The 15,413-nt window shown below is 70.8% G+C and carries 15 protein-coding genes; 7 read left to right on the top strand and 8 right to left on the bottom strand.

The features are described 5' to 3' along the window. Positions 1 to 12: 12 nt before the first annotated feature. Positions 13 to 756 (top strand): SGNH/GDSL hydrolase family protein, encoded by a 744-nt coding sequence (locus tag Q0818_RS05215; RefSeq protein WP_298872304.1) that lies wholly within the window; start codon positions 13 to 15, stop codon positions 754 to 756. Between the two features lie 109 nt (positions 757 to 865). Here Q0818_RS05215 and ffh read toward each other — a convergent pair whose 3' ends face one another. Continuing rightward, positions 866 to 2,410, bottom strand: a complete 1,545-nt coding sequence (gene ffh, locus Q0818_RS05210; protein WP_298872302.1) for a signal recognition particle protein — start codon at positions 2,408 to 2,410, stop codon at positions 866 to 868. 129 nt (positions 2,411 to 2,539) lie between these two features. Continuing rightward, positions 2,540 to 3,085 carry a TetR/AcrR family transcriptional regulator gene (locus Q0818_RS05205; protein WP_298872299.1) on the bottom strand — a complete coding sequence of 182 codons (546 nt, stop codon included), beginning with the start codon at positions 3,083 to 3,085 and terminating at the stop codon, positions 2,540 to 2,542. A gap of 63 nt (positions 3,086 to 3,148) precedes the next feature. On the opposite strand from Q0818_RS05205, the gene lipB reads away from it, so the two are divergent. The 4 genes from lipB (at position 3,149) to Q0818_RS05185 (ending at position 6,451) form a co-directional block, all read left to right on the top strand. Continuing rightward, positions 3,149 to 3,787, top strand: a complete 639-nt coding sequence (gene lipB, locus Q0818_RS05200; RefSeq protein WP_298872296.1) for a lipoyl(octanoyl) transferase LipB — start codon at positions 3,149 to 3,151, stop codon at positions 3,785 to 3,787. Beyond that, positions 3,784 to 4,818: a lipoyl synthase gene (lipA, locus tag Q0818_RS05195; RefSeq protein WP_298872293.1), complete on the top strand. Its 1,035-nt coding sequence runs from the start codon at positions 3,784 to 3,786 to the stop codon at positions 4,816 to 4,818. Before lipB ends, lipA begins: the two co-directional genes overlap by 4 nt. A gap of 128 nt (positions 4,819 to 4,946) precedes the next feature. After that, a complete protein-coding gene (locus Q0818_RS05190) occupies positions 4,947 to 6,125 on the top strand; it encodes an inorganic phosphate transporter (protein WP_298872290.1) in 1,179 nt (392 codons plus the stop codon). Next, complete coding sequence (locus Q0818_RS05185) at positions 6,122 to 6,451, top strand: hypothetical protein (protein WP_298872288.1); 330 nt, start codon at positions 6,122 to 6,124, stop codon at positions 6,449 to 6,451. Before Q0818_RS05190 ends, Q0818_RS05185 begins: the two co-directional genes overlap by 4 nt. 4 nt (positions 6,452 to 6,455) lie before the next feature. Here the strand turns inward: Q0818_RS05185 and Q0818_RS05180 are convergent, their stop codons facing one another. The 4 genes from Q0818_RS05180 to smc all read right to left on the bottom strand — a co-directional run bounded on the left by Q0818_RS05180 (position 6,456) and on the right by smc (position 11,884). Continuing rightward, on the bottom strand, positions 6,456 to 6,884 hold the full coding sequence (locus Q0818_RS05180; RefSeq protein WP_298872285.1) for an MSMEG_6728 family protein: 429 nt from the start codon (positions 6,882 to 6,884) through the stop codon (positions 6,456 to 6,458). 3 nt (positions 6,885 to 6,887) lie between these two features. After that, complete coding sequence (locus Q0818_RS05175) at positions 6,888 to 7,388, bottom strand: DUF2004 domain-containing protein (protein ID WP_298872284.1); 501 nt, start codon at positions 7,386 to 7,388, stop codon at positions 6,888 to 6,890. A 73-nt stretch (positions 7,389 to 7,461) separates the two neighbouring features. Further along, positions 7,462 to 8,334 carry a signal recognition particle-docking protein FtsY gene (gene ftsY, locus Q0818_RS05170; RefSeq protein ID WP_298872283.1) on the bottom strand — a complete coding sequence of 291 codons (873 nt, stop codon included), beginning with the start codon at positions 8,332 to 8,334 and terminating at the stop codon, positions 7,462 to 7,464. 4 nt (positions 8,335 to 8,338) lie between these two features. Then, complete coding sequence (gene smc / locus Q0818_RS05165; RefSeq protein ID WP_298872281.1) at positions 8,339 to 11,884, bottom strand: chromosome segregation protein SMC; 3,546 nt, start codon at positions 11,882 to 11,884, stop codon at positions 8,339 to 8,341. 433 nt (positions 11,885 to 12,317) lie between these two features. Between smc and Q0818_RS05160 the strand changes: the two genes are divergently transcribed. Together Q0818_RS05160 and Q0818_RS05155 are read left to right on the top strand one after the other, a co-directional pair. Then, positions 12,318 to 12,605, top strand: a complete 288-nt coding sequence (locus Q0818_RS05160) for a hypothetical protein (RefSeq protein ID WP_298872279.1) — start codon at positions 12,318 to 12,320, stop codon at positions 12,603 to 12,605. 67 nt (positions 12,606 to 12,672) lie between these two features. Beyond that, positions 12,673 to 13,755, top strand: coding sequence for a GNAT family N-acetyltransferase (locus Q0818_RS05155; RefSeq protein ID WP_298872277.1), 1,083 nt, complete (start codon positions 12,673 to 12,675; stop codon positions 13,753 to 13,755). Between the two features lie 76 nt (positions 13,756 to 13,831). Here Q0818_RS05155 and mutM read toward each other — a convergent pair whose 3' ends face one another. Beyond that, a complete protein-coding gene (mutM, locus tag Q0818_RS05150; RefSeq protein ID WP_298872274.1) occupies positions 13,832 to 14,722 on the bottom strand; it encodes a bifunctional DNA-formamidopyrimidine glycosylase/DNA-(apurinic or apyrimidinic site) lyase in 891 nt (296 codons plus the stop codon). After that, positions 14,715 to 15,407 carry a ribonuclease III gene (gene rnc / locus Q0818_RS05145; protein ID WP_298872271.1) on the bottom strand — a complete coding sequence of 231 codons (693 nt, stop codon included), beginning with the start codon at positions 15,405 to 15,407 and terminating at the stop codon, positions 14,715 to 14,717. The genes mutM and rnc overlap by 8 nt, the downstream gene beginning before the upstream one ends. Between the last annotated feature and the right edge of the window lie 6 nt (positions 15,408 to 15,413).

The raw sequence follows: 15,413 nt of genomic DNA, 5'->3' as shown, positions 1-15,413 counted from the left end.
TAGGATCGCGTCATGGATTCCGCACGCCGCGCATGGGCGATCTCGCTGATGGCCCTGTGCGCCGGGGCGACGACACTGCTCGCCGGGTGCGCGGCAGAGCCGGTCGACGCGGCCCCGGCGCCCTCGTTCGCGGCCCCGCGGCTGCCCGCGCCGACGGCGACGGCATCCGCTGCCCCCGCTCCCGCGATCACGCCCGCACCTTTGCGCACCGTCGCCCTGGGCGACTCGCTCATGTCGGGCTTCGGCCTCGATCCCGACGAGGCGTGGCCGGTCATGCTGGCCGCGCGCGGCGAGGTGACGATGACCAACCTCGCGTGCGCCGGAATGGGCTTCGTCGTGCAGGGCGACTGCGGAACCACGTACGCGGGCTTCGTGCCGGCGGTCGCCGCGCTGCAGCCGCAGCTTTTGATCGTCGAGTCCTCGAGCAACGACTTCTGGGAGGACCCCGACGAGATCCGCGTCGACACCCAGGACACGGTGACCGAGCTGCACGACGCCGCCCCCGACGCGCGCATCGTCGGACTCAGCACCATCTGGAACGACGAGGACGACGTCCCCGACGACACGGCCGTCACCTCCGAGGCGTTGCGCGACGCCGTCGACGCGGTGGGCGGGACCTACCTCGATCTCGGCCAGCCGCTCCGCGGCCACCCCGAGTGGATGCAGGAGGACGACGTCCACCCCACGCCCCGAGGACAGCGGGCGATCGAGCAGACGGTGATGTCGGCGCTCCAGGACGCCGGCATCCTCCCCTGAGGGCGTTCACCCTCAAGGCGCGCGCCCCGCAGACGCTGACCCTGAAGGCGAGCGGCCCCTCAGGCGTTTGCCCCTGGGCGCGCGCCCTGAAGGCGCTCGTCGGGAGGGGTCAGCCCCGGCCGAGCATCTTCTGCAGCTCGGCGAGGTCGGCCTCGCTCGGGGCGTTCTGCCCACCGAGGCCGAAGCCCGAGCCGGTGGGCGCGGTGGAGGCCGCGATCCCGGCGTTCTCGGCAGCGCGCTTGGCCGGGTTCCCCGAGCGCGAGCCCTTCGCCTTCTGCTGCTTGCCGCGCTTCGACGACGCGCCGGGCTTGCCGCCGACCGGACCCATGCCGGGGATGTTGGGCACGCCGCCGCGCGCCACCGTCTTCATCATCTTCGCGGCCTGGTCGAAGCGCTGGACGAGCTGATTGACGTCGGTGACGGTCATGCCCGAGCCGCGGGCGATGCGCAGGCGACGCGAGCCGTTGAGGATCTTGGGGTTGCGACGCTCCGCGAGCGTCATCGACCGGATGATCGCCTCGGTGCGGTCGATCTCGCGCTCGTCGAAGTCCTCGAGCTGTTGCTTCATGTTGCCCATGCCCGGGAGCATCCCGAGCATCTTCTTCATGGAGCCCATCTTCTTCATCTGCTGCATCTGCTCGAGGAAGTCCTCGAGCGTGAAGGTCTCGGTCGCGAGCTTCTCGGCGACCTTCATCGCCTCGGCCTCGTCGAAGGCCTGCTGCGCCTGCTCGATGAGGGTGAGGATGTCACCGAGGTCGAGGATGCGGGATGCCATGCGGTCGGGGTGGAAGGGCTCGACGTCGTCGAGGCCCTCACCGGTCGACGCGAAGATGATCGGGCGCCCGGTCACCGAGGCGACCGACAGGGCGGCGCCACCGCGGGCGTCGCCGTCGAGCTTGGACAGCACGACGCCGGTGAAGTCGACGCCGTCCTGGAACGCCTTGGCCGTGTTGACGGCATCCTGACCGATCATCGCGTCGATGACGAAGAGCACCTCGTCGGGCTGCGTGGCCGTGCGGATGTCGGCGGCCTGCTTCATCAGCTCGGTGTCGACGCCGAGGCGACCGGCCGTGTCGATGATGACGATGTCGTGCTGCTGGCGCGTGGCGTAGGCGACGCCGTCGCGCGCGACCTTGACCGGGTCGCCGACGCCGTTGCCCGGCTCGGGCGCGTAGATCGTGGCACCGGCGCGCTCGGCCACGACCTGGAGCTGGTTGACGGCGTTGGGACGCTGGAGGTCGCACGCGACGAGGAGGGGCGTGTGCCCGTCTTTCTCGAGCATCTTGGCGAGCTTGCCGGCGAAGGTCGTCTTGCCCGAGCCCTGCAGGCCCGCGAGCATGATGACGGTCGGCGGGTTCTTGGCGAACTGCAGACGACGCTGCTGACCGCCCAGGATGCCGATGAGCTCGTCGTTGACGATCTGCACGACCTGCTGTGCGGGGTTCAGCGCGCGGTTGACCTCGTCGCCGAGGGCGCGCTCGCGCACGGCGGCGGTGAACTCCTTGACCACGGGGAGCGCGACGTCGGCGTCGAGCAGGGCGCGGCGGATCTCGCGCACCGTCCCGTCGACGTCGGCGGGCGTGAGCTGGCCCTTCTTCCGGAGATTGCGGAAGGTCTCTGTGAGCCGGTCGGAGAGGGTGCCGAAAGTCGCCATGATGAGTCGAGTTTACGCGGGGACGGCCGACACCGCCGCCGCAACCGGCCGTCGCGCCATCTCGCGGATCAGCAGAGCCTCACCGCCGACGACGCGGCGGCGCGCGAAGGGCTGACGGATGCCGAGCCCTCACGCCGCGGCCAGGGCCTCCGACAGCGTCTCGGTGAGCGAGCGCCCGGCGGTGTGATCCGCCCAGGCCCAGACCGCGGCGAGCACGGCCGCCGACAAAGCGCCCGCGCGCACCTGCGCGATCAGCGGCGCGGCGCCGTCGCGGACCAGCCGAGCGGCCGTCTCGCGCTGCAGCCGGAACTGCCGGATCGCGCGGTCGCGGTCGAGTTCGACGGCGATCCCCATGGCATCCGCGTTCACGATGGCCAACGCGAGGGCGTCGGGGGCGAGCCCGTCGCCGATCGCGGCGAGCACCCGCGAGGGCGTGCCGCCGTCGCGGAGGTCGGCCACCGCCGCATCGACGCGCGCGTCGAATCCCGACCACAGCACGTCGCTCTTGGCGGAGAAGTAGTTGAAGAAGCTCGAGCGGCTCACGCCGGCGCGGCGGGTGATGTCGGAGACCGACGTGGCGTCGTAGCCCTGCTCGAGGAAGAGCTCGCACGCGGCCTCCGACAGAACCTCGCGCGAGGAGGCGCGCGGTCGGCCGCTGCGGGGCTCGGAGGTCATCGCTCCACCCTACGGCGCTGGCCGAGATGTATTGTTGGACCCAATCCAACATCGGAGGGGTCGATGATCGACATCCACGACGCCGGCCTCGCGCCGCACTACGTCCCGTACCTCGACGGCTGGGCCCACCAGCGTCGCATCCACGCGGACGTCGTGGCCGGCACGCGCGCCGACACCCTGCTCCTGCTCGAGCACGAGGCCGTGTACACCGCGGGCAAGCGCACCGAGGCGCACGAGCGCCCCGACGACGGCACCCCCGTGATCGACGTCGACCGCGGGGGCAAGATCACCTGGCACGGGCCGGGGCAGCTCGTCGGCTATCCGATCGTGCGCCTGCCCGAGCCGATCGACGTCGTCGCTCACGTCCGTCGCCTCGAGGCCCTGCTCATCGACGCGCTCTCCGAGCACGGTGTCGACGGCTTCCGCGTGGAGGGACGCAGTGGCGTCTGGGTCCGACGCCCCCTCGGCGTCGACAAGATCGCGGCGATCGGTGTCCGCGTCGAAAAAGGAGTGACGATGCACGGCTTCGCCGTCAACTGCGACAACACCCTCGCGGGGTTCCGGCACATCGTGCCGTGCGGCATCTCGGATGCCGGGGTCACCACCGTCAGCGAGGTGCTCGGGGCCGACGTCTCCCCCGCCGACCTCCTGCCCGCGATCCAGCGCGTCTTCCGCGCCGAGTACGCGGCGGTCGCCGCGTGAGCGCCTGCGGGACCGGCAGCGCCGGGGCTCCGGCATCCACCGCACCCAACGGGCGCAAGCTGCTGCGCCTCGAGGTGCGCAACGCCGAGACGCCGATCGAGCGAAAGCCCGAGTGGATCAAGACGAAGGCCCGGATGGGGCCCGAGTACACGGCGCTGCAGAACCTGGTGAAGACCGAGGAGCTGCACACCGTGTGCCAGGAGGCCGGGTGCCCGAACATCTTCGAGTGCTGGGAGGATCGCGAGGCCACCTTCCTCATCGGCGGCTCCCAGTGCACGCGCCGCTGCGACTTCTGCCAGATCGACACCGGCAAGCCCGCCGACTACGACCGCGACGAACCGCGGCGTGTGGCCGAGAGCGTCACGCGCATGCAGCTGCGCTACGCCACGGTGACCGGTGTCGCGCGCGACGACCTCCCCGACGAGGGCGCCTGGCTGCACGCCGAGACGGTGCGTCGCATCCACGCGGAGAACCCCGGCACGGGCGTGGAGATCCTGGCCACCGACTTCTCGGGCAACCCCGCGCACCTCGACGAGGTCTTCTCGTCGAGGCCCGAGGTGTTCGCGCACAACGTCGAGACCGTGCCGCGCATCTTCAAGCGCATCCGCCCGGCTTTCCGTTACGAGCGCTCGCTCGGCGTGCTCAGCGCCGCCCGCGACGCGGGGCTCATCACGAAGTCGAACCTCATCCTCGGCATGGGCGAGGAGCCCGAGGAGGTCGTGCAGGCGCTGGAAGACCTACACGCGGCGGGCACCGACATCATCACCATCACCCAATACCTCCGCCCCACACCGCGCCACCTCCCCGTGCAGCGCTGGGTGAAGCCCGCGGAGTTCGTGGAGTTCAAGGAAGAGGCCGAGCGCATCGGCTTCCTCGGCGTGCTCGCCGGTCCCCTCGTGCGCTCGTCGTACCGCGCGGGCCGCCTGTGGGCGCAGTCGATGGTGTCGAAGGGCCGCGAGATCCCGCCGCACCTCGCACACCTGGCGAAGGACATCGCGGCGGCCGACGCCGGCTTCGCACAGGCCGTGTGATCGCGAACGGCGCAGAATAGACCCCTCCGCCCCCGCGGCGGAAGGGCACCGTTCCGTCACCCGGGAGGCCTACCGTGTCGCCGGGCCAACCGACCCGCGATCCGGCACCACCTCGCGAACGGAGCTGCGTGGATCTCACCGTTCTCGTCCCTGTCCTCCTCGTCGTCACGCTCTCGATCTTCTTCGACTTCACCAACGGCTTCCACGACACCGCGAACGCCATGGCGACGTCGGTCGCGACCGGCGCGCTGAAACCGAAGGTCGCGGTCCTCATCTCCGCGATCCTGAACCTCGTCGGCGCCTTCCTGTCGACGGCCGTCGCGAAGACCGTGTCCGAGGGCATCCTCGCCCAGGACGACCGCGGCCTCCCCTCGATCACCGTGCCCATGATCTTCGCCGGGCTCATGGGGGCGGTCGTGTGGAACCTTCTCACGTGGTGGCTCGGCCTGCCGTCGAGCTCCACCCACGCGTTGTTCGGGGGTCTCATCGGCGCCGCCATCATCGGGGTGGGCTTCCAAGCCGTGGAGTGGGGCGGGGTGCTGTCGAAGATCGTCCTGCCCGCGCTGCTGTCACCCTTCATCGCCGGCCTCATCGCCCTGGCGGCGACGTACGTGGTCTACCGGGTGACGAAGATGGCCACCGTGGCGGGGTCGTCGACGGCGTTCCGCCACGGGCAGACGGTCTCGGCGTCGCTGGTCTCGCTCGCGCACGGGACCAATGACGCCCAGAAGACGATGGGCGTCATCACCCTCACCCTGATCGTCGCGGGCTTCCAGGAGGCCGGCACGGGCCCGCAGCTGTGGGTGATCCTCTCGGCCGGACTCGCGATCGCCCTGGGCACCTACCTCGGTGGGTGGCGGATCATGCGGACGGTGGGAAAGCGCATCACCGACGTGAAGCCGCCGCAGGGTTTCGCCGCCGAGACGAGCGCCGCATCGACGATCCTCATCTCATCGACCTTGGGCTTCCCCCTCTCGACCACCCAGGTCACCTCGGGCGCGGTCATCGGCTCGGGGATGGGCAAGCGCCTCGCGTCGGTGCACTGGAATGTCGTGACGCGGATCGCGTTCGGGTGGGTGGTCACCCTCCCGGCCGCGGCCCTCGTGGGCGGGCTCGCGGCCTGGGCCGCGAGCGGCGGGATCGTCGGCCTGGTGATCGTCCTCGTCCTCGGACTCGCCGTGTGCGTCGGCCTGTTCGTCCTCGCGCGGCGCAAGCCCGTCTCGGCCGACACCGTCAACGACGACTCCCTGGATGCCGACCACGTCGGCCGCCCCGGAGCCCGGCAGCCCGAAGGAGAACGCGCATGATGCCCCTCGTCCGCAGCGCCGCCGCCGGCGGTTCCTGGCTCGACACCGAGTGGGGCTCCATCGCGCTCGTCTTCCTCGTCGGACTCGCCGCCACCCTGGTCATCGTGGGGCTGTACGCCCTCGGTATCCGATTCTTGGCGGTGGGAGCCCCCGACGTGCAGGTTCCGGTCGGCGAGGATCCCGAGGGTCCTACCGCCGTCGTCGGGGATCGCGTCCATCCGCGACCACTGCCCGCCACGCTCGCCGGCCTGGTCTGCTTCGCGGGCGTCGCTGCCGCGGTCGTATACGGGATCTACCTGGTGATCCCGCTATTCCACGGGTCGTGAAGCGTCAGAGCGGCCACACGTACGGCAGGTCGTCGGCGATCTCACCGAACCGCGGGACGTAGAACTCCGGGTCCTTGCGGATGAGATTGGAGCGGTGCGCGAGGTGGAAGTCCTCGTCGCCGATCCACGGCGGGAGCTCGAGATCGTCCTGGGCGAGACCGTCGGCCTCGGGCGCGAACGCCCGGATCTTCTCGCGCACCGTGTCGGCGCGACCCTGCGCGATCCATTCGTCGGTCATCACGAGCCCGTACGACACGAGAGCCGGCAGATGCCCGTCCCACATCTTCGCCGCGGGGTGATGCCGCCACCCGTGATCGGGCACGGTGAGAGCGCGGAGGAGCTGGAACGTCTCGACGCGCTGCTTGCCGAGCCGTTTCGCGTCCAGAATGCGAGCGGAGTCGACGAACGACGGGTAGGGCAGGAAGGTCTGCACGGATCAGTCGGCGCTGGTGACCGACTGCACGCGCCCGTCGGAGGCGAGGTTGACCAGCAGCACGTCGTCGGTCGCGTCGGGGTCGAGCGCGTATTCGAGCACGGCGAACGGGTCGGCGCCGCCGTGCTCGTCGGCGAGGATCGTCATGCTCATCAACTGCAGGGCCTTGATGACGTCGATGTGGGTGTCACCGGTCTGATCGACCAAGAGGTCGTCGAGCTCCTCGCCGAGGGTCGCCTGCTGCTGCAGGATGTACTCGGTCACCTCGCTCGTGCGCGAGTCGAGCTCGTTCACCATGGCGTTGCGGGCGGCGAGGTCGACGGCCTCGAGAGACGAGACGAGCGACGCCGCGACGTCGAGGGCCTCGGTGGACACGTCGTCCTGATCGGGCGCGGTCAGGTCGACCGTCACACTCTGGTCGCCGAACTCGACGTTCTCGCTCCAGAAGATCGACCCGTCGGGGCCCGACTCGAGGAGTCCGAAGAAGTCGTGCTCGATCGCCATGCGTCCCATGTAAGCATCACCCGCGGGCTTCGGGAAGAAGACCCGCCCGGAGCCGCCCGTGCGGTATGGGGGCTCAGTCGACCAACGATGCGGCGAAGACGTGCGGGGTGAAACCGGTGAGGTCGCCGATGCCCTCGCCCTGGCCGAGCAGCTTGACCGGGATGCCGGTGCGCTCCTGCACCGCGAGGACGAACCCGCCCTTCGCGGAGCCGTCGAGCTTGGTGAGCACCAGTCCGGTCACCCCGGCGCTGTCGAGGAACGCCTGCGCCTGCAAAAGCCCGTTCTGCCCCGTCGTGGCGTCGAGCACGAGCAGCACCTCGCTGATCGGCGCCTGCTTCTCGACGACGCGCTTGATCTTGCCGAGCTCGTCCATGAGGCCGCCCTTGGTGTGCAGACGCCCGGCGGTGTCGATCAGCACGATCTCGGTGGCGGTCTCCTTCGCGTGGGCGACGGTCTGGAAGGCGACGGATGCCGGGTCCTGGCCCTCGTGCTGGGGACGCACGATCGTGGCTCCCCCGCGCTCGGCCCACGTCGCGAGCTGATCGACCGCGGCAGCGCGGAACGTGTCGGCGGCACCCACCACCACGGTGCGGCCGTAGCGCTGGAGGAACTTGGCGAACTTGCCGATCGTCGTGGTCTTGCCGACGCCGTTGACCCCGACCACCAGCACGACCGCGGGACGCTCGGTGAGGCGCAGGGTCGTGTCGAACTTCGCGAAATGCTCCTCGAGCGTCTCGCGCAGCATGCGCTGCAGGTCGCGCGGGTCGGTGGTGCGGTACCGCTCGACCTTCTCGCGCAGTTCGTCGATGAGGCGTTCGGTGACGTCGGGGCCGAAGTCCGCCGTCAACAGCGCCGTCTCGAGATCGTCCCAGGTCGTCTCGTCGATGGTGGGTTTGACGAACAACCCGCGCAGCGCGCGGCCCAGCGACCAGGAGTTCTCAGCCATTGCTTCAGCTTACGGGGGCGGCCTCGTCGCGCGCGGCGGCCGGGACGCTCTGCCGCGAGGCCGCACGATCACCCACCCGCTGCCCCACCACCGCCGAGACGCCGTCCTGCCGCATCGATACGCCGTAGAGCGCGTCGGCGATCTCCATGGTGCGCTTCTGGTGGGTGATGACGATGAGCTGACTGCTGGCGCGCAGCTTCTCGAACACGCCGAGGAGGCGGCCGAGGTTGGCGTCGTCGAGGGCCGCCTCGACCTCGTCGAGGATGTAGAACGGACTCGGTCGTGCGGTGAAGATCGACGTCAGGAACGCCACCGCCGCCAGCGAGCGCTCGCCGCCCGAGAGCAGGGACAGGCGCTCGATCTTCTTGCCGACGGGACGCACGGCCACCTCGATGCCCGTCGTGAGCGGGGAGTCGGGGTCGGTCAGCGAGATGCTGCCGGAACCGCCCGGGAAGAGGATCGGGAAGATGTCGGTGAACGCCGCCCGGGTGTCCTCGAAGGCCGCGACGAAGATCGTCTGCATCCGTTCGTCGAGGTCGGCGATGATCGTCTGCAGGTCGGCTCGGGTCTGCTGCAGGTCGGCGAGCTGCTCGGTGAGGAACGCGTGCCGCTGCTCGAGGGCGGCGAACTCCTCGAGCGCGAGCGGATTGACCCGGCCGAGCTGACCGAGCTTGCGCTCGGCATCCTGGAGGCGGCGCTTCTGGGTCGCACGGTCGAAGGCGGTCGGCTCCCCCTCGTCATCGGCGGGAATCGGTTGATCGGGCCCGTATTCCGCAACGAGGACGTCTTCCTCGAGGGCCAGCTCCGACCTCACGCGTTCGAGGAGGCTCGTGACGTGGAGCTTCTTCTCGTGCATCTGCAACTCGAGCCCGTGCACGTTCTCGGTCAGGCGCGCGAGGCGATCGCGGACGCCCGACTCGTCTGCGCGAGCGCGCGTGAGCTCATCGGTGATCGCGGCACGCGCGGTCTCGGCCGCGGCGAGCTCGACACGCGCCTGGCTGACCGAACGGTCCACCGAGTCCAGCAGAGCGGGCAGCGCGCCGGCGACCTCGGCCGCGATCTCGCGCTGAGCACGACGGATCACGGCGCGGCGAGCGGCTTCGGCGGCGGCGGCGCGCTCGCGTTCGCGCTGCTGCTCGAGCTGCACGATGCGCGCCTCACCGGCACGCACCCGTTCCTTCAGCGTCTCGATGTCGAGCCGCGCGCGCATCTCCCGCTCCCGCGCCGTCTCCACCTCGGCTGCCAGGGGCGCCCTCGCCGACGCGTCGAGCAGCGGGCGGGGCGCCTCGAGCGCACGGGACAGGGCGTCGTCGGCGCGTCGCGCCGCCCCCTCGGCCTCGGTCACGGCGTTCTCCGTCTGGGCGAGACCGGCCTCGAGGCGGTCGCACTCCGCCACCGCGGCCTCGTGACGGACGGTGACGCGGTTGACCTTCTCGGCGTGGGCCGCGAGAGCGGCGTCGTGCGCGCGCAGCGTCGAGAGCGTCTCCTTGGTGCGCTGCCGAGCGTCCGCGAGCACCCGTTGCTCATCGGCGAGAGCCTCGCGCAACGAGTCGGCGACCACCACGATCTCGTCGAGCCGTTCGGCTGCGGCGTCGCGCTCCGCGGCGAGCTCGAGGCGCGAGCGTCCCGTACCCGACCCGGCCCGCAGCGTGTAGGCCGTGAGAACCTCGCCGTCACGGGTGACGACCGTCACGTCATGCGGGATCCGCTCGCGCAGCGCCTCGGCCGCGGTCAGGTCGTCGACGATCACCGTGCGACTCAGGATGCCGAGAACCCCGTCGGACGCGGTCACCACCTCCGTCGCGGGAGTCGCACCCAGGTCGGGGGGCGAGACGGTCGTGGTACCGGTGCCGCTGGCGATGGCGATCTCGACCAGACCGAGGTCGGACGCGGACGCCTCGCGCGCTGCGACGAAGGCGGACCCGGCGTCGTCGACCAGGAGACCCTCCGCCAGCGAACCGAGCGCCGCGGCGATGGCCGCCTCATAGCCGGCGGTGACCTTGACGTCGTCGCCGACCAGTCCGCGGACACCGGGACCACCGCCGGAGAGGAGATCGGCCGCGGCGTTGCGCACGTCGAGGGCGCGGCCGAGGGCGGTCGTCTGGGCCGCCAGCGCATCGCGCTCGCGCTCGGCGGCGTGAAGGCGCTCTCTCAACCCCGCAACGGTGGTCTCCACCTCGTTGGCGTCGCGCTGCGCGCGCTCGTAGGCGGCCGCGTGCTCCGCCGTCGACGCCTCGGGAACCACGTCGGGATCCAGCTCGGCACGCGCCTGTTCGGCCTCCGCTCGGCGCGCGAGCGCGGCATCCAGAGCCCGCTGCTGGCGTTCCAGACCGCCGCGCACGGCCGCGAGGGCCGAGTTCGCGGCATCCGCCGTTCCCCGCAGGGCCTGGATCTTCAGCTCGTGCTCCGACACGAGCGCGCTCTGGGCGGCGATGTCGACGTCGAGGGCATCGAGATCGGCGCGGGCACGGACGACCGCGCGCGCTGCGTCGGCCGCGGCGTCCTGGGCGTCGCCGAGACCGGATGCGATGTCGTCGATCTCGGAGCGGACGTCGTCGATCGTGCGCTGTGACACCGTCGGCGCGAAGCCGGCGCCGTCGCTGTCGTCGTCGCTCAGCAGGGTGAGGCGCTGCCCGGCGAGGGTGTAGAGCCCACGCAGACGCTCCTGCACCTGCTGGAGGGCGAAGGCGACGCCGCGCGCGCGATCGACGGCCTCGGACCGCTGGTCGTTCTCGAGACGCTCCACGCGTCGACGCAATCCGTCGGCCTGCTCCTGGAGCCCCAGCCGCTCGGTGTGGCGTTCGCTCTCCGCCCGCGCCGCGTCGGCCAGCTGCGTGCGGAGGCGGACGAGGTCGTCGGCGTACAGGCGCGCCTTCGCGTCGCGCACGACGGCCGCGATCGTGGCCGCCTCCCGCGCGATCTCGGCCTGCTTGCCGAGGGGCTTGAGCTGACGGCGGAGCTCGCCCGCGAGATCGCTCAGTCGCGTGAGGTTCGTCTCCATCGCCTCGAGCTTGCGGACGGTCTTCTCTTTGCGACGACGGTGCTTCAGGATGCCGGCGGCCTCCTCGATGAAGCCGCGTCGATCCTCGGCGGTCGCCTGCAGGACGGTGTCGAGGCGTCCCTGACCGATGATGACGTGCATCTCGCGTCCGAGACCGGAGTCGCTGAGCAGTTCCTGCACGTCGAGCAGTCGGCAGGTCTGCCCGTTGATGGCGTACTCGCTCGCGCCGTTGCGGAACAGCGTGCGACTGATCGTCACCTCGCTGTAATCGATGGGCAGGGCGCCGTCGCCGTTGTCGATCGTCAGCTGCACCTCGGCGCGACCCAGCGGGCCCCGCGTCGAGGTGCCGGCGAAGATGACGTCCTCCATCTTGCCGCCACGCAGCGTCTTCGCCCCCTGCTCCCCCATGACCCAGGCGAGCGCGTCGACGACGTTCGACTTGCCGGAGCCGTTCGGGCCGACGATGCACGTGACCCCCGGCTCGAGAGCGAAGGTGGTCGACTGGGCGAAGGACTTGAAGCCTTTGAGCGTGACGCTCTTCAGATGCACGTCACCCTCCCTCGCTCGTCCCAGCGCTCCCACGGTATCCGAACGCCCCCGGGATTCCGCGGCGGCGAGCCGACACCGACCCGCGGACGCGCCCGGGAGGCGTTCGTTTCTGAGGAAGAGCTTGACATCCGCTGAGTGCCTTCGCTAGCGTCGGGGGTCGCAACCGACGTCGAGAGGAGGTTCCTTCCATGATTCGCAACACCACCGGCTTCACCGCCCCCGGCTTCATCGCCGTCCCCGTGCTCTCCGCATCCGTCTCCGAAGGGGCTTCCGCCGTCGGAATGCCTTCCCGACTCGGATAACCCCGTCGCGTCGAGACGTCCTGCGTCTCCGCTTCCGCGAGCCTCTTCGCTCGCCCGGACCCTCGCGGTCCGTTCGTCGACGCGCCCGTCGCGTCATCTGCTCGTCTTCTTCCCTTCCACGGAGCATCCGCATGAACGCCCTGTTCACGCGCGCGCCGCAGCACGCCTCGGCCGCGCCCACCGTCATCCCCACCCCGTCGACCGTCACGTTCGACACCACCGCCTATCGCCCGCTCGGTCTGCTCGACCGGCTGTCGCTGCGTCTCGGCCTCTGGCTCTTGACGCGGCACGCCGATCGAGCGCGGGCGCTCGACCACCAGGCCGTCGCGGCGTACCGCGCGCAGAAGGCCCAGGCCGAGCGCGAGAAGCGCGAACGCGCCTGGCAGAGCGCCGCGGCCTTCAGCCGCCCGCCGTTGTAATCGGTGGGGCCGACAGACGATGTCGTCGGCCCCACCGCTATCCCCTCTTCGACACGAAAGTCATCGCATGAGCACTCTCCCGGCCGGCCTCGAGCTGCGCCCCCTGCACATCCCGTCCTCCATCGACGCTCCCGACGCCGCGGACTTCCGCGACATGGTGCGCCTGCGCAACCTCGTCTACGCCGAGATCTCCGGTCACGACGACTCCTCCATGCCCGCGGACGAACTCCTGCCGCTGTATCAGCCGCAGCCCGAGATGAAGCGGTACGCGTGGATCGCCGTCTTCCGGGGCGAGGTCGTGGGTCGCGTGGGCCTCGACCTCCCCCAGGAAGCCGGCGCCCGCACGGCGTTCTGGCTGATAGAGCTGCGACGGTCGTCGTGGGGCCACGGCATCGGCCGTGCCGCCTTCGCGGAGATCGAACGCGTCGCCCGCGACGAAGGGCGCACGGTCCTGCAGTCCTGGGCCGAGCACCCTGCCGCCGAGGGACCGCAGCTGGCGGCGCCCACCGGCTTCGGCGCCGTCCCCGAGGATCACGCGGCGCGGTTCCTCCGGGCCTCCGGCTGCACGCTCGAACAGATCGTGCGGGTGAGCGCGCTCCCCCTCGCCGGCGCCCGCCCTCACCTCGAGGCGCTGCTCGCCGAAGCCGAGGCCGCGGCATCCGGCTATCGGGTCGTGCAGTGGACGCTGCCGACCCCCGAAGAGTTCGTCGACGCCTTCGCGTGGATGAAATCGCGCATGGTCACCGACGCGCCCTCGGCCGACCTCGAGTTCGACGAGGAGGTGTGGGATGCCGGGCGCGTCCGCCGTTACGAAGCGGGGTACCTCGACGCCGGCCGCCACATGCTCGTCACCGCGGCCCAGCACGTCGACAGCGGCGAGCTGGCCGCCTTCAACGAACTCGTGATCGGCAAGGACCGCACGGCGGCGACGAGCCAGGAGGACACCCTGGTCGTCTCGACGCATCGCGGCCACCGTCTGGGCATGCTCGTGAAGTGCGCGGGCCTGCTCGCGTGGTACGACGTCGCCCCGGACTCCCCGCGCGTCCTGACCTACAACGCCGAGGAGAACCGCCCGATGCTCTCGATCAACGAGCGGATCGGCTTCCGTCCCCTCTCGTACGAGGGCGTCTGGAAGAAGGTCCTCGCCTGACCGCGCGAGTCGCCGGGAATCGTCGCCGCGAACCGGCCGGAAGCGACGATCCCCGGCGACTCACACACAGGTCGGGTCAGCGCCGACGCTGGCAGTGCGGGCAGAAGTGGCTCGAGCGGTTCATGAACGACACGCGCACGATCGGCCGACCGCACCGCGGGCACGGCTGACCGGTCCGGCCGTAGGCGTTGAGCGAGTGCGCGAAGTACCCCGCCTGACCGTTGACGTTGACGTACTGCGCGTCGAAGCTCGTGCCGCCCTCGGCCAGGGCCTTCTCGAGCACCGCCTGCACCTCGGCGAGCAGGCGGTTCACGGCACGAGTGGGAAGGGCGGATGCCGGAGTCTCGGGGTGGATGCGCGCGGCCCACAGCGACTCGTCGGCGTAGATGTTGCCGATCCCGCTGGCCGCGGTCTGATCCAGCAGCACGCGCTTGATCCCCGACGACGTGCGCCCCAACCGCGCGCGGAAACGGGCGCCGTCGAAAGCCGGATCCAGCGGATCGCGTCCGATGTGCGCGACCTGGGTCGGCACCCGCGGGAGGGCGGAGCCCCGACCGCCGGCGGCCCCGTCGGGCGTGTCGACCAGAGCGTCGATCGCGAGCGAACCGAAGGTGCGCTGGTCGGCGAAGACCACCGACAGCGGCCCGTGCTCCGGGTGCTCGAGCTCGATGCGGATGCGCTCGTGGCGTTCCTCGGGCGCTCCCGGGAGGCGAAGGAGCATCTGCCCGCTCATTCCGAGGTGCGTCACGATCGTCTCGTCGTCGGACACCGGCATCCACAGGAACTTGCCCCGTCGAACGGCCGCCGAGATGCGCCGACCGGTGAGCTCCGCCTCGAAATGGGCCGCTCCCCCGGTGTGCCGCGTGAGGGCGCGTTCGTCGCGCACGTCGACCGACGCGATCAACGCGCCGCGCACGGCGGGCTCGAGGCCCGCCCGAACGACCTCGACCTCGGGAAGCTCAGGCACGCGCGTCGAGCTCGCGCCAGGCGGCGAGGGCTGCCGCCATCTCGGCCTGCTTCTTGCTCGAGCCCTGGCCCGTGGTCACGACGTCTCCCACGGTCACGGTCGCGGTGAAGCGGCGGTCGTGGTCGGGGCCTGCGGCCTCGATGCCGTACACGGGAGCGGCGAAGCCGAGACGCGCCGCGATCTCCTGCAGGCTCGTCTTCGGATCCATCGCGGCACCGTAGCGCTCGGGATCGGCGAGCAACGGCTCGACCAGGCGCAGCACCATCGCCGTCGCGGCATCGGGACCGGCCGAGAGGAAGGTCGCGCCGATGATCGCCTCCATGGTGTCGGCGAGGATCGAGTCCTTGTCGCGCCCGCCGGTGAGGATCTCGCCGCGGCCGAGACGCACGTGGTCGCCGAGCGAGATGCTGCGGGCCACCTCGGCCAGCGCGACCGTGGAGACGACGCTCGCGCGACGCTTGGCGAGGCTGCCCTCGTCGAGGTCGGGGTGCCCGGTGAACAGACGCACGGTCACGGCCTGGCCCAGCACCGAGTCGCCGAGGAATTCCAGGCGCTCGTTGTGGGCGATGCCGCCATTCTCGTAGGCGAACGACCGGTGCGTCAGAGCAAGAGAAAGAAGCTCGGGGTCGATGTCGACCCCGAGCTTCTCGGTGAGCGCATCGCGCTCGACGTTGTTACGCGCCACGAAGTG

Source organism: uncultured Microbacterium sp., from assembly GCF_947489255.1.
GTDB classification, from domain to species: Bacteria; Actinomycetota; Actinomycetes; order Actinomycetales; family Microbacteriaceae; genus Microbacterium; species Microbacterium phycohabitans.
The sequence above is the reverse complement of the archived record's forward strand: the minus strand, read 5'-3'. Positions and strand labels throughout refer to the sequence as shown.